General features: G+C 71.5%; 15 protein-coding genes. 10 read left to right on the forward strand and 5 right to left on the reverse strand.

The genetic code is table 11. The annotated features are described in order from the left end of the window. Nucleotides 1-53: 53 nt before the first annotated feature. The 3 genes from ACIQID_RS10365 (at nucleotide 54) to ACIQID_RS10375 (ending at nucleotide 2,531) form a co-directional block, all read left to right on the forward strand. Nucleotides 54-1,238: a zinc-dependent alcohol dehydrogenase gene (locus tag ACIQID_RS10365; RefSeq protein WP_400285733.1), complete on the forward strand. Its 1,185-nt coding sequence runs from the start codon at nucleotides 54-56 to the stop codon at nucleotides 1,236-1,238. Between the two features lie 70 nt (nucleotides 1,239-1,308). Further along, nucleotides 1,309-1,554, forward strand: coding sequence for a hypothetical protein (locus ACIQID_RS10370; RefSeq protein WP_312674354.1), 246 nt, complete (start codon nucleotides 1,309-1,311; stop codon nucleotides 1,552-1,554). After that, nucleotides 1,551-2,531 (forward strand): Clp protease N-terminal domain-containing protein, encoded by a 981-nt coding sequence (locus ACIQID_RS10375; RefSeq protein WP_400284564.1) that lies wholly within the window; start codon nucleotides 1,551-1,553, stop codon nucleotides 2,529-2,531. Before ACIQID_RS10370 ends, ACIQID_RS10375 begins: the two co-directional genes overlap by 4 nt. Before the next feature lie 8 nt (nucleotides 2,532-2,539). Here the strand turns inward: ACIQID_RS10375 and ACIQID_RS10380 are convergent, their stop codons facing one another. Both ACIQID_RS10380 and ACIQID_RS10385 read right to left on the reverse strand, forming a co-directional pair. Next, the gene (locus ACIQID_RS10380; protein ID WP_400284567.1) at nucleotides 2,540-2,851 is read right to left on the reverse strand and encodes a hypothetical protein; all 312 of its coding nucleotides are present in this window, start codon (nucleotides 2,849-2,851) and stop codon (nucleotides 2,540-2,542) included. Between the two features lie 137 nt (nucleotides 2,852-2,988). Further along, nucleotides 2,989-3,123 carry a hypothetical protein gene (locus ACIQID_RS10385; protein WP_256209374.1) on the reverse strand — a complete coding sequence of 45 codons (135 nt, stop codon included), beginning with the start codon at nucleotides 3,121-3,123 and terminating at the stop codon, nucleotides 2,989-2,991. A 358-nt stretch (nucleotides 3,124-3,481) separates the two neighbouring features. Between ACIQID_RS10385 and ACIQID_RS10390 the strand changes: the two genes are divergently transcribed. From ACIQID_RS10390 to ACIQID_RS10410, 5 genes are all read left to right on the forward strand, one after another. Then, nucleotides 3,482-3,748, forward strand: coding sequence for a hypothetical protein (locus ACIQID_RS10390; protein ID WP_400284570.1), 267 nt, complete (start codon nucleotides 3,482-3,484; stop codon nucleotides 3,746-3,748). Beyond that, complete coding sequence (locus tag ACIQID_RS10395; protein ID WP_400284573.1) at nucleotides 3,745-4,059, forward strand: hypothetical protein; 315 nt, start codon at nucleotides 3,745-3,747, stop codon at nucleotides 4,057-4,059. The genes ACIQID_RS10390 and ACIQID_RS10395 overlap by 4 nt, the downstream gene beginning before the upstream one ends. 27 nt (nucleotides 4,060-4,086) lie before the next feature. Continuing rightward, nucleotides 4,087-4,560: a MarR family winged helix-turn-helix transcriptional regulator gene (locus tag ACIQID_RS10400; protein ID WP_062637668.1), complete on the forward strand. Its 474-nt coding sequence runs from the start codon at nucleotides 4,087-4,089 to the stop codon at nucleotides 4,558-4,560. Further along, nucleotides 4,557-5,360 (forward strand): SDR family oxidoreductase, encoded by an 804-nt coding sequence (locus ACIQID_RS10405; RefSeq protein ID WP_060923310.1) that lies wholly within the window; start codon nucleotides 4,557-4,559, stop codon nucleotides 5,358-5,360. The genes ACIQID_RS10400 and ACIQID_RS10405 overlap by 4 nt, the downstream gene beginning before the upstream one ends. Before the next feature lie 107 nt (nucleotides 5,361-5,467). Next, the gene (locus ACIQID_RS10410; RefSeq protein WP_400284577.1) at nucleotides 5,468-6,625 is read left to right on the forward strand and encodes a calcium:proton antiporter; all 1,158 of its coding nucleotides are present in this window, start codon (nucleotides 5,468-5,470) and stop codon (nucleotides 6,623-6,625) included. Nucleotides 6,626-6,631: 6 nt separating this feature from the next. Here ACIQID_RS10410 and ACIQID_RS10415 read toward each other — a convergent pair whose 3' ends face one another. After that, on the reverse strand, nucleotides 6,632-8,041 hold the full coding sequence (locus ACIQID_RS10415; RefSeq protein WP_312674367.1) for an MFS transporter: 1,410 nt from the start codon (nucleotides 8,039-8,041) through the stop codon (nucleotides 6,632-6,634). 131 nt (nucleotides 8,042-8,172) lie between these two features. On the opposite strand from ACIQID_RS10415, the gene ACIQID_RS10420 reads away from it, so the two are divergent. Further along, complete coding sequence (locus ACIQID_RS10420) at nucleotides 8,173-9,174, forward strand: LacI family DNA-binding transcriptional regulator (protein WP_400284581.1); 1,002 nt, start codon at nucleotides 8,173-8,175, stop codon at nucleotides 9,172-9,174. A gap of 3 nt (nucleotides 9,175-9,177) precedes the next feature. Here ACIQID_RS10420 and ACIQID_RS10425 read toward each other — a convergent pair whose 3' ends face one another. Continuing rightward, nucleotides 9,178-10,110 carry a nucleoside hydrolase gene (locus ACIQID_RS10425; protein ID WP_400284584.1) on the reverse strand — a complete coding sequence of 311 codons (933 nt, stop codon included), beginning with the start codon at nucleotides 10,108-10,110 and terminating at the stop codon, nucleotides 9,178-9,180. Nucleotides 10,111-10,159: 49 nt separating this feature from the next. Between ACIQID_RS10425 and ACIQID_RS10430 the strand changes: the two genes are divergently transcribed. Next, nucleotides 10,160-11,020, forward strand: coding sequence for a ribokinase (locus ACIQID_RS10430; RefSeq protein WP_400284587.1), 861 nt, complete (start codon nucleotides 10,160-10,162; stop codon nucleotides 11,018-11,020). A 22-nt stretch (nucleotides 11,021-11,042) separates the two neighbouring features. On the opposite strand, the gene ACIQID_RS10435 is transcribed toward ACIQID_RS10430, so the two are convergent. Continuing rightward, nucleotides 11,043-11,510 (reverse strand): hypothetical protein, encoded by a 468-nt coding sequence (locus tag ACIQID_RS10435; RefSeq protein WP_331201550.1) that lies wholly within the window; start codon nucleotides 11,508-11,510, stop codon nucleotides 11,043-11,045. Between the last annotated feature and the right edge of the window lie 54 nt (nucleotides 11,511-11,564).

Below are 11,564 nucleotides of genomic sequence, written 5' to 3' on the forward strand. Positions count from 1 at the left end.
CGCTCGCCCGAGAGGGTGAAGCAGACGACAGACATCGAGACGTGGAGGACATGATGAAGGCACTCACCTGGCAGGGCAAGCGGAACGTGACGGTCGAGGAGGTCGCCGACCCGGTCATCCAGCAGCCGGCGGACGCCATCATCCGGATCACCTCGTCGGCCATCTGCGGCTCCGATCTGCACCTCTACGAGCTCCTGGGGCCGTTCCTCGACCGCGGCGACATCCTCGGACACGAGCCGATGGGCGTCGTGGTGGAGGTCGGCGCGAACGTCACGAAGCTGAAGCCGGGCGATCGCGTGGTGATCCCCTTCAACATCGCCTGCGGCGTGTGCTTCTTCTGCCTCCGCGGGCTGCAATCGCAGTGCGAGACGACCCAGGTGCGCAAGTACGGCAGCGGCGCGGCTCTCTTCGGCTACACCAAGCTCTACGGCCAGGTCCCCGGCGGGCAGGCGGAGTACCTCCGCGTGCCGCTGGCCGACTACAACCACATCCCGGTCGCGCCGGACCTGCCCGATGAGCGCTACCTCTTCCTCAGTGACATCCTGCCGACGGCCTGGCAGGGCGTCGAGTACGCGCAGCTTCCCGAAGGCGGGACCCTCGCGGTGATGGGCCTCGGCCCGGTCGGACAGTTCGTCAGCCGGATCGCCCGGCACCGCGGCCACCGTGTCATCGCCGTCGAGCCGGTGGCGGAACGACGGGCGATGGCCGAGCGGCACGGCATCGAGACCCTCGACCTCACCGACACGACCGTGGAGGAGATCCGCGACGCGACCGAGGGACGGGGTGCGGATGCCGTGGTGGATGCGGTGGGCCTGGAAGCGCACGGCAACAGCGGTGTGGAGTTCCTGCAGAAGGCGGTCGGCCTGCTGCCCGATCCCGCGGCGCGGCAGATGCTCGACAAGGCCGGGGTCGACCGGCTCGCGGCGGTGTACGCCTCGATCGACGCCGTCCGCCGCGGCGGCACCATCTCGCTGAGCGGCGTGTACGCGGGCGACGCCGACATCCTGCCGATGAAGACCCTCTTCGACAAGCAGATCAGCCTGCGGATGGGCCAGTGCAACGTGAAGAACTGGATCGACGATCTCCTCCCGCTCGTCGAGGACCCGGCGGACCCGCTGGGCGTGATGGATCTGACGACTCATCACGCCCCGCTGGAGGACGCCCCGGAGCTGTATCAGACGTTCCAGGAGAAGAAGGACGGCTGCATCAAGGTCGTGCTGCACCCCTCCGCCGCCTGACGGGTCGGTCGAGGGGCTCTTTGAGCAACCCCGGTTGACAATCCGCGCGGCAGCAACCTAGGTTGACAGCATGGAGTCCCTCGACATCGCCCGCACCGCTGCGGACACGACCGATCCGCGCGCCGGCCTCCGCGCCGTCGCCTCCCTCCGGACCCTCGCCGACGCGCTCGAGCTGCGTCAGGTGGAGGCCGCCCTCCGATCCGGGATGAGCTGGCAGGCCATCGCAGACGCCCTCGGTGTGACGCGCCAGGCCGTGCACAAGAAGCACAGTCGTCGCATCGACCCCACCATCCCGGTCCCCCGGCGGAACGCATGAGCCGCTTCACGGACGCCGCCGCGACCATGCACACCCTCTCGCTCGCGGCGATGGAAGAGGCCTCACGCCTCGGACTGCGCGACGCGGACATCGACCACCTCCTGCTCGCGCTCACGATCGACGCCGACACCGGCGGGCAGGTGCTCCGACGGGCCGGGATCCGCCTCGATGCCGCCCGGGCCGCTGTCGAGGCGCAGCACGCGGGGCAGCTCCTGGCCGTGGGCATCGATGCCCCGGCGGTGGGCCCGGGTCGCATCGTGTTCCACGAGACCGACGGCTACGACTGGACCGAGCGTGCCCTCGCGGTGCTCCGAGCCGCGTCCCAAGGAGGTCGGCGCGGGGACTCCGCCGCCGTGCTTCGGGCCCTTCTCGCGGAACCCAGCGGCCTGATCGCCGCCATCCTCGCTCGGCTCGCCGTGACGGAAGACGACCTCACGGCGCAGCTTGACGAGGTCGAGGGCACCGCGCGCTCCCGGCGACCGGGTGGACGACCGGCGGCCAGGGGGATCACCGGGTCCCGCTCCATGTTCGTGCCGGCCGCGGAAGCCGCGGTCCGGGCGGTGCTCACCGACGCCGAGCGGCTCCCGGAGTGGGAGCAGAGCGTCGCCACCGTCCTCCCCGCCGGGACTGACGGTCCCTGGGAGGCGTTCGCCCCGACGACGACCCCGGACGGACGACCCCTTCGTCGCAAACCGGAGTTCCATCGCCTCCACGTGACGCGGGAGGAGGAGGGGTCTGAGGGGGTCACCTGGCGCTTCGAGTACCCCGACGCGCCCCGTGCGAATCCGCGCGTCCTCACGATGGCACTCGAACCGGCCGCGGGCGGGACGCAGCTCCGCGCCACGATGACGTGGGAGACCAGGCCCCGCGGTCCGGTGCGACGGGTGCTGCGGGCACCGCTGCGTCCGCTCTGGCGGGGTCTCGTGTTCATCCAGCTCGCGCAGGTCGAGAGCGGGATCAGCCGGATCTTCCGCTGAGCCGCGGCTCAGTCTCCCTCGTGCCGCGGACCGACGCCCGGCTCCTTGCTGTGGGTCGACTCGTAGGCGGGTTCGGGCGGGTTCTTCGACGCGGGGTCGACGCGGGCCGCGTTTCCGGCCCCGGCGTCCGCACCGGCGCCGCCGGCCGGCACATCCTGCAATGCGTCGGGATCGTCGCCGCCCCGTTCGGCGAGGTGTGCCGCGACGCCCTCGCGGGACGGTTCCTCGTCGGGCTCGGCGGCGTCCTCCTCCGCGAGCCGCAGAGCCTCCTCCGACAGCAACGGCTCATCCGGGTACATGAAGGCTTCCGGGTTCGACATGACGCGCTCCTCTCGTGGCGGAGTCTCCAGAGTGCGCCAGATCCGCGCTCAGGACAAGGCCCGTTGACAGGCCGCCGTCGCCCCGGTATCCCCGGTGGGCGCAGCGGAGGACCGCCACCCCCACCGGGCCGGAGTCCTCAGCTCTTCGCGCCCTTGCGAGGCTTGAGGAACTCGTCGGGTGCGTTCTTCGCGCGCTTCGCCGCCCGCTTCTCCTTGAGCGAGAGCTGCGGCTCCTTCTTCCCTGCGCGACCCGGTGTGGACTTTCCTGACATGGCGCTTCCCCTTTGTGGCTGGCTGGCGTAACCCCCGACCATACCCGGAAGCACAGGGAAGTCAAATTTCCCGCTGAACGGGAGAAAAACGGTCGCGGGAATCGCTCAGCACCCCGCGCGTCGCGGTGCACGCTCTCCCACTTCTTTTGAATGACTCAAAATAACGTGATACGGTCGGAGGACAGCAACCGGCCAGGCCGACCGCTCCGCACACCCCTCACCGGGCCGCCTGCGGAGCTCGCCACCGCACCACGCGCACCGACCCCGGGGAGACCACCCCGCCGTCCGACGTGCGCCTCGCGAGGGACCCCCGTCCCTCGGCGCGAGCCTGCCCATCCGCCCCGAGAGAGGAACACTCATGCCAGAGACACGACCCACCGACCAGCGCAGCACGGGGTTCACCTCGATGCCGCACGCCCTCGGCCGCGGCGGCCGCGAGGACATCGTCTGGGAGGCGCTCGAGCGGGTGGACGGCAAGCCGGCGCCCGCGATCGGCGTCATGCAGGCGGCGATGGGCACGGAGGCGCAGATCCGCCTGACCGCGGACGTGATCCGCGCCTACCTCGATGTGCACGGCCTCCGGGACACCCGGGAGTGGACGGCACGCCAGGGCGGTGCCGCATGAGGCGCCGGCTCCGCACGGAGACCCAGGAACCCGCCGACACCGTGCTGCGGCTGCAGCCGGCGGAGCTCCATGACACGGCGCCGTTCACCCCCGGCGACGACCGCTTCGTCGCCGAGCTCGCCTCCCCCGGCCTCGGGGCGTGCTCGTTCGTGCTCGGCCCGCAGGGCACGCCCCCGCCCGCGTGGATCGTGCTCGACTACGCCGACGGGCAGCAGCGACGGTGGCGGCGCGCGCGGCGCGCGGGCGGTCGGCACTTCTTCACGCTCGCGGAGGACACGGCCAGCGCGGGATACATCACAACTGTTGCCTGAGGCAACTTTGAGGCGTACCCTGGACACATGACCACCGGCGAAGACGTCGCCGGCATCCACCTGGCCCTCGTCCGCGTGGTGTCGGAATGGAGTGAGAGCGACCTGCAACGCCAGGTCGCGGAAGCCGTCGACGTCGCCCTCGATCCGTCCGCCATCCGCGCGCTCTACCTGCTCGGGATGAACGGCGGTGCGATGGGCTTCGGCGACCTGGCCGCGCACGCGACACTGTCGCGGCCGACCACGTCGAAGCTCGTCGCCCGCATGGCGACGCAGGGCGTCGTCGACCCCGTGCGCTCGGGACGCACGGTCGAGGTGCGCCTGACGGACGCCGGCCGGACGGCCTATGCGCGCCTGGTCGAGGCCGGCCATCGCATGGTCGACGATGCGCTCGCAGGCTGGTCACCGGACGAGATCGACGGATTCCGCCGCCAGCTCGGCCGCTTCGTCACCGCACTGTCCGGCACGCCGCCGGTCGTGTCCATCAAGGAGGAAACCTCATGACCCGCACCTATGTCGTCACCGGATCCGCATCCGGCATCGGCGCCGCCACCGCCGAGCTGCTCCGCTCTCAGGGCCACACCGTCATCGGCGTCGACCTCGCCGGCGTCGAGGTCGACGGAGATCTGTCCACCCACGAGGGGCGGCTGGCTGCGGCGAGCGCCGTGGTCGAGGCGGCCGACGACGGGATCGACGCCGTCATCGCCTGCGCCGGCATCTCGGCTCCGATCTCGAAGACGATGTCCATCAACTTCTTCGGCGTGACCGAGTTCCTGACCGCGCTCCAGCCCACGCTGAGCCTGGCCGACGCACCCCGCGCCGCCGTGGTGTCGTCGATGGCCTCGCTGCAGCCGGTGTCGCCCGAGCTCGTCGACGCCGCCCTCGCCGGCGACGAGGCGCGCGCGATCGAGATCGGCGACCGCCTGGCCGCGACGCCCGAGGCCGGGTTCCTCAACTACTCGTCCAGCAAGCGCGCCCTGTCGCGCTGGGTCCGTCGCGAGAGCGTAACCCCGGCGTGGGCGGGAGCGGGGATCCCGCTGAACGCCGTCGCCCCCGGTACCGTCACCACGGCGATGACGGCCGGCCTGCTCGACTCGCCCGAGGGCCTGGCCATGGTGGATGCCGCCGTGCCGATGCCGCTGAACTACCACCAGCCGGCGTCCTCCATCGCCGAGCTGCTCGTCTGGCTGACCAGCCCGGCCAACACGCACATGGCGGGGCAGACGATCTACTGCGACGGCGGGGCAGACGCGGTGCTGCGCGGCGACGACATCTGGTCCTGGAACGACGCCCCGCAGGGCTGAGTCCGGCTCTGCTCAGCCGCTGTTCCGGGAGCGCGGGTATCCTGGAGGTGTCTCCGGCACCCGGAGCAGCGGACGAGGGAGCAGTACCCGCACACGACGACTGACTCATGAAGGAGTCCGTCATGATCCGGTCGTTCATCACCCGCACCGACGTGCTGCGTGTAGCCCTGGGGTGGGGGGCGTTCGCCGCCCTGCTCGCCCTGCACCCGCTGCTCGCGCCGCCGGTGCCCGGACCGCTCCTGGTCGTCGCGCTCCTCGCGATCGTCGCCGTCATCCTCGTCTGCGCCTTCGGCGTCGTGAAGCAGGCCGAGGCCCTCGCCCACCGACTGGGCGACCCCTACGGCTCTCTGGTGCTGACGCTCTCGATCGTGCTGATCGAGGTGATCCTCATCTCGGCGGTCATGCTCGGCCCGGGCGAGCATGCCACGATCGCGCGTGACTCGGTCATGGCCGTGTCGATGATCATCCTCAACCTCGTCATCGGCCTGGCCCTCCTCCTCGGCGGTCTCCGTCACCGGGGGATGGCGCACAACCGCACCGGCACGTCCGCGTACCTGTCGATGCTCGTGGTCCTCGTCGCCCTGGCCTTCGGTCTCCCCGGCCTCATCGGCGACGGCGGTGCCTACACGATCGGGCAGGAGATCCCGATCATCGTGCTCACCCTCGCCCTCTACGCGTTCTTCCTGTTCCGGCAGATGGGTGCGCAGGCCGACGACTTCACCGAGGTGGACGAGCGGCTGCGGTCGGGGGCCCGCGCGACGGAGAGCGCGGCGGCACCGCGGACCCCCATCCGCGAGGTGCTCGCGGCCCACCGCGTCGAGGTGCTGACCCGCCTCGTGCTCCTCGTCGTCACCGTCGTCCCGATCGTGCTGCTGTCGCACGACATGGCGGCCCTGCTCGACGACGGTCTCGGCCGGCTCGGCGCCCCCGTCGCCTTGGCGGGACTGCTGATCGCAGGCATCGTGTTCCTCCCGGAGTCGATCACCTCGATCCGCGCCGCCCTGAACGGCGAGGCGCAGCGCGTGAACAACCTCTGCCACGGTGCGCTCGTGTCGACGGTCGGTCTGACCATCCCGGCGGTCCTCCTGATCGGCATGCTCACCGGGCAGGAGGTGGTGCTCGCCGAATCGCCGGCGAACCTCCTCATGCTCGCCGTGACGCTGCTGCTCTCGCTGACGACGTTCGCGGCGAAGCGGGTCACGGCGATGCACGGGGCGGCGCACCTGGCGACATTCGCGGTCTACGTCCTCATCCTCTTCAGCTGAGCCGCCTCAGCGGGTCAGCTCGGCGTGGACGGGCTTCGGGATGAAGAGGGAGAACGTCAGCGCGCCGGCGAGCACCACGGCACCGGTGAGGAGCGCGGCGACGTATCCACCCGCCGCGTCCCCGCTGCCACCGAACGACGTCTGGGCCGCGTAGATCACGACGAAGCTCAGCCCGGCCCCGAGGTTGATCGCACCGGTGTTCAGCCCGGGGAGCGATCCCGGCTTCTCCCGGGGCGACAGCACCACTCCCAGGCCGTTCAGCATGATGTTGCCGATGCCGGCGTAGGTGATGCCGGCCGCGACCGAGAGGAGCAGCAGCGTGATCCGCGACGAGGTCCCGACGTTCGCGACCATCAGCACGAGCACCACGATCGTGCCGACCAGCCCGATCCGCAGCATCGCGCGGTAGCCCACCGTCGCGGCGAGCCGTCCGGTGAGGGGTCCCATCAGCAGGCCCGCGAGGGCGTACGGCATCAGGATCCAGAACGACACCTCCTCCGCGCTCATCGCGAGACCCATCGCGGTGTCCTGCGCCAGCGCGGGGACCACGCCGTTCATCACCGCGAAGATCCCGGAGAGGGTCAGCAGCGATGTCGCGGAGAGCGCCCAGGTGGCACGCTGCTTCAACTGGGCGGGCGAGACGAGCGGATCCCGCAGCGCACCCTCGAGCCTCCAGAACGCGAGGAAGGACACCACGGAGACGACGGCCAGCACGATCACCAGGAGCAGGTCCGCCTCGGCGAGCTTCCCGAGCTCGTTCAGGGCGATGAGCATGGATCCGACGGAGACGACCAGGAGCAACGACCCCCACCAGTCCATGCGCGGGCGGTCCTCCGCCATCGTCTCCGGCGCGAGCAGGCGCACGACGAGCGCCGCGGCCACGGCGACGCCGGCCATGGTCCAGAAGATCGAGGCGAACCCGTGGTTGGTGGCCAGGTAGCCGCCGAGCAGCGCGTCACCGCCCGCGATCCCGCCGTTGACGGCCGTGACGACCCCGAGGAGTGTCCCGTACATCTTCGGGTCGGCGACGGCCGCGCGCAGCATGATGAGGCACAGCGGGACGACGGGACCGGAGACGCCCTGGATGAGGCGGCCGACGAAGAGCATCGGGACGTTCGTCGCGAGCGCGGCCACCACGCAGCCGACCGCCATCACCACGAGCATGCCCACGAGCACCCGGCGCCGCCCGATGAGATCGCCCAGCCGGGGGAGGAAGAGGGTGAAGAGGGCGGCCGCGGTGAAGAACACCGTCTGGGTCGCCGCGATCTCCGAGGCCGTCGCGTCGAGCTCGCGCTCCATCGTGACCAGGGCCGGGCTGAGCATGCTCGCGTTGAGCTGGAACGCGAGGCAGGCCGCGAGGAGGGCGACCATCAACGGGGCGACGCCGGAGCGGCGCCGGAGGGCGGTGGTGTGCATGTCGTTCTCACTTCTTCGTGTCGGTGCGGGGGCGCCGGGGTGCGTAATCCTTTACGCGCGGCCTATCTTGGGAGTCGAGGCGCCGGTGGCGGTGCCCGTCGGGAGTCGAGGTGCGGATGAAGAAGCCGTCGGTGACGCTGCATGATGTGGCAGCCGCGGCCGGGGTGTCGATCGCCACGGTGTCCCGCGCGCTGAACGGCAAGGAGCGCGTCTCGGGAGCCACCGCGGAGCATGTGGCCCGGGTGGCCGAGCAGCTCGGCTACCGGGTCAACCTCATCGGACGTGGGCTGCGCGAGGGCACGGGCGCGACCATCGGCGTCGTCGTCCCGGTGATCGGCAATCCGTTCTACGGCGAACTCGTCCACCGGCTCGAGGATCACCTGCAGCGCCGGGGTTTCGACCTCGTCATCGCGGACTCGCACGGCGAGGTGGACCGCGAGCGCGCCCGCCTCCGCATGCTCGTCGAGCGCCGCGTGGAGGGGGTCTTCGTGGTCCCGTCCGACGCGGAGCTGTCGTTCGACGCCGTCGCCGACACCGCCCAGCGCCTCCCGCTCGTCCAGGTGGACCGGCGGGTGCTCGATCTGGAAGCCGACTTCGTGGGGGTGGACAACGATCATGGCATCGGGCTCGCCGTCGACCATCTGGTCTCCCGTGGCGCCTCCCGCATCGTCCTCGTGTCGGGCAACGACGTGACCTCGGTCGGCCGCGAGCGGCGTGCCGCGTTCGAGGCGATCGTCCGTGCGCGGTCGCTGCCGGTCGAGGAGAACGTGTTCGGCGAGTACCTGCTCTCGTTCGGCGAGTCCGCCGTCGCGCAGCTCCGGGCCCGCGGACCGCTTCCGGACGCGATCGTCGCGGGAGACGACCTCGTCGCCGCGGGCGCCGTCGCCGCGCTGAAGCGCGCGGGCCTGCAGGTGCCGGGCGACGTCCTCATCACGGGGTTCGACGGCACCATGCTCGCGGACGTGTGCGAGCCGCGGCTGACGACGGTGGTCCAGCCGTTCGACGAGCTCGCCGCGGAAGCGGTGGAAGCGCTCGTGCGGCGGATGGAGGATCCGGAGGCCCCGTACGCGCTGCGTCGCCTGGCCCCGACCCTGCGGGTGGCCGAGTCGACGTCTGCCGTACCGGAGGCGTGACCCTCAGGCGAGTGCTGCGACGGCATCCGTCACCAGGTTCCAGAACGCCGGCACGTCGAGGGTCAGCGCGACGTCGGCGTTCGGCTCCTTGCCCAGCATGTCGTGGAGGTCGACGCAGGTCGCTCCGGCCGTGAACTCGCCGGCCGTCTCGATGTCGACACGGCAGCGCTGCACGGTGGCGACGGCGCGGTCGATCGCGATGGCGACGGTGATCGGGTCATGCAGCGGCCCCTCTGGCATGCCCTCGGCCCTGTCGTACGACGCGGAGAAGAAGCGCAGCAGTTCCACGCCGAACGCCGCCGTGCGGTTGCCGACCGCCGCGATCCGCTGCACGACCTCCTCGGTGATGAGGGCCTGGTGCGAGATGTTGAGGCCGACCATGGTGAGCGGCAGCCCGGAGGCGAACACGACGGCGGCCGCCTCGGGGTCGGCCCAGGCGTTGAACTCGGGGTAGGCGCCGACGTTGCCGCGCCCGGTCGATCCGCCCATCCAGATGATCTCCTTGATGTTGCGGGCGGCCTCCGGGTGCTGCTGGAGCAGCAGCGCGATGTTCGTCAGGGGGCCCGTGGGGATCACCGTGATCGGCTCCGCGGACGCGTTCAGGGTCTCCGCGAGGAAGTCGACGGCGTGCCGGGGGTCGAGCGGCACCGTGGGCTCGGGGAGGACGGGTCCGCCGAGGGCGTTGTCGCCGTGGATCCAGGCCCCCGGCGTGAGCTCACGGCGGAGCGGCTTGTCGGCTCCCGCCGCGACGGGCACGCCGGTCACGCCCGCGACCGTCAGGGCGATCTGCGCGTTCCTGGTGGTGTGCTCCAGGTAGCCGTTGCCGCCGACGGTGGTGACGCCGCGGAGTTCGATGCGCTCGTTCCCGGCCGCCAGCCAGATGGCGAAGACGTCGTCGTGGCCGGGGTCGCAGTCGAGGAGGACGGGGACGGGCATGGGGTGCTCCTTTGCAATCGGGTCTGCGTAAACGTTTACACTCTTTCTCATGAACGTCAAGCCGGACGCCGTCCTCGCCCCTGCCCTCGTCGTCGTCGGAAGCGCCAACGTCGACCTCACCGCCTTCGTCGACCGGCTCCCGACCGCCGGGGAGACCGTCGCCGGGGGCCGGCTCTCCCGCGACCTCGGCGGCAAGGGCGCCAACCAGGCCGTCGCCGCCGCCAAGCTGGGCGGCCGGGTCCGGATGGTGGGGGCGGTGGGAGCCGATGCCGACGGCGCCTGGATGCGGGACGAGCTGGATCGGGCGGGCGTCGACACCACCGACCTCCGCCGGGTCGAAGCTCCCACCGGGACCGCGCTCATCGTCGTGGACTCCGAGGCCGAGAACCAGATCGCGGTGTGCCCCGGCGCGAACGAGCTCGTCTCCCCCGAGGGAGTCGCCTTCGCGCCGGACGAGGCCATCCTGTTGCAGTTGGAGATCGCACTGTCCGTCGTCGAGAGCGTGGTCGCCCGCGCCGAGGGGTTCGTCGCCGTCAACGCGGCCCCCGCACGGCCCCTCCCCGACGCACTGCTCCAGCGGGTGGATCTGTTCATCGTGAACGAGACCGAGCGGGAGCTGATGCCGGAGCTGGCCGATGCCGCCCTCGTCGCCGTGACCTACGGCGCCGCAGGAGCGGCCCTGTTCCGTGGCGGCGAGGAGATCGCCCGGGCGGACGGCGTGCCCACCCGTGCCGTCAACACCGTGGGCGCGGGCGACGCCTTCTGCGCCGCGCTCGTGCTCGCCCTGCAGAGCGGACTCTCCCCGCGGACGGCCCTGCAGACGGCCTGCGCGGTCGGCGCGGCCGCCGTCGCGGACCTCTCCTCCCAGCCGCCCTTCGAGCCGCTCGCGCGCTACGTCCCCGCGTCGTAGCGGCCCGGCGGCCGCAGGCGGTTCAGGACGCGGCGCCGGCTCCGCGGAGTGCGCAGCGGAGATCGCCCGGCGGCACGAAGTCCGCGGTGAGGGACCAGTCGGCCTCCTCGCCGGCGGGGACCTCCACCGTCGCCTGACCGGACCCGACGACCGTGGCCGCATCGGTGGTGAAGAACACCGTCACGACGTAGGTCGCATCCTCGTCCGTGGGATTGCCGACGACCCCCTCCGCCGTCCCGCCGCCGTCCTCGGTACTGCACACCGTGATCTGGGTCCCGGCGCGCACCTCCGGGGCATCCGGCACGTCCTCCGGCACGCTCGTCGCTCCGACGACCCCCTCGTCCTCACCGGGGATCTGCGGCGCCCCCTCCGCGGCCGTGCGCGTCGGGGCCGGCTCCTCGGCGGCGGAGGAGCAACCGCTGAGCAGGAGACCGAGGATCAGGATCGGTGCCGCGAGGCGCGCGGTGCTGCGGTGGCGTGTGGACATCATGCTCCTCCTTCGACCCGGACCGTCCGTGGCGGGTGGCCGCACCCGCCACGGACG

The sequence above is a fragment of the Microbacterium sp. NPDC091676 genome (assembly GCF_044756645.1).
In the GTDB taxonomy this organism is placed as follows: Bacteria; Actinomycetota; Actinomycetes; order Actinomycetales; family Microbacteriaceae; genus Microbacterium; species Microbacterium paraoxydans_D.

Coding starts and splice junctions, on each gene's coding strand:
- ACIQID_RS10365 (WP_400285733.1), top strand. CDS start 54: ATGAAGGCACTCACCTGGCAGGGCAAGCGGAACGTGACGGTCGAGGAG.
- ACIQID_RS10370 (WP_312674354.1), top strand. CDS start 1,309: ATGGAGTCCCTCGACATCGCCCGCACCGCTGCGGACACGACCGATCCG.
- ACIQID_RS10375 (WP_400284564.1), top strand. CDS start 1,551: ATGAGCCGCTTCACGGACGCCGCCGCGACCATGCACACCCTCTCGCTC.
- ACIQID_RS10380 (WP_400284567.1), bottom strand. CDS start 2,851: ATGTCGAACCCGGAAGCCTTCATGTACCCGGATGAGCCGTTGCTGTCG.
- ACIQID_RS10385 (WP_256209374.1), bottom strand. CDS start 3,123: ATGTCAGGAAAGTCCACACCGGGTCGCGCAGGGAAGAAGGAGCCGCAG.
- ACIQID_RS10390 (WP_400284570.1), top strand. CDS start 3,482: ATGCCAGAGACACGACCCACCGACCAGCGCAGCACGGGGTTCACCTCG.
- ACIQID_RS10395 (WP_400284573.1), top strand. CDS start 3,745: ATGAGGCGCCGGCTCCGCACGGAGACCCAGGAACCCGCCGACACCGTG.
- ACIQID_RS10400 (WP_062637668.1), top strand. CDS start 4,087: ATGACCACCGGCGAAGACGTCGCCGGCATCCACCTGGCCCTCGTCCGC.
- ACIQID_RS10405 (WP_060923310.1), top strand. CDS start 4,557: ATGACCCGCACCTATGTCGTCACCGGATCCGCATCCGGCATCGGCGCC.
- ACIQID_RS10410 (WP_400284577.1), top strand. CDS start 5,468: ATGAAGGAGTCCGTCATGATCCGGTCGTTCATCACCCGCACCGACGTG.
- ACIQID_RS10415 (WP_312674367.1), bottom strand. CDS start 8,041: ATGCACACCACCGCCCTCCGGCGCCGCTCCGGCGTCGCCCCGTTGATG.
- ACIQID_RS10425 (WP_400284584.1), bottom strand. CDS start 10,110: ATGCCCGTCCCCGTCCTCCTCGACTGCGACCCCGGCCACGACGACGTC.
- ACIQID_RS10430 (WP_400284587.1), top strand. CDS start 10,160: ATGAACGTCAAGCCGGACGCCGTCCTCGCCCCTGCCCTCGTCGTCGTC.
- ACIQID_RS10435 (WP_331201550.1), bottom strand. CDS start 11,510: ATGATGTCCACACGCCACCGCAGCACCGCGCGCCTCGCGGCACCGATC.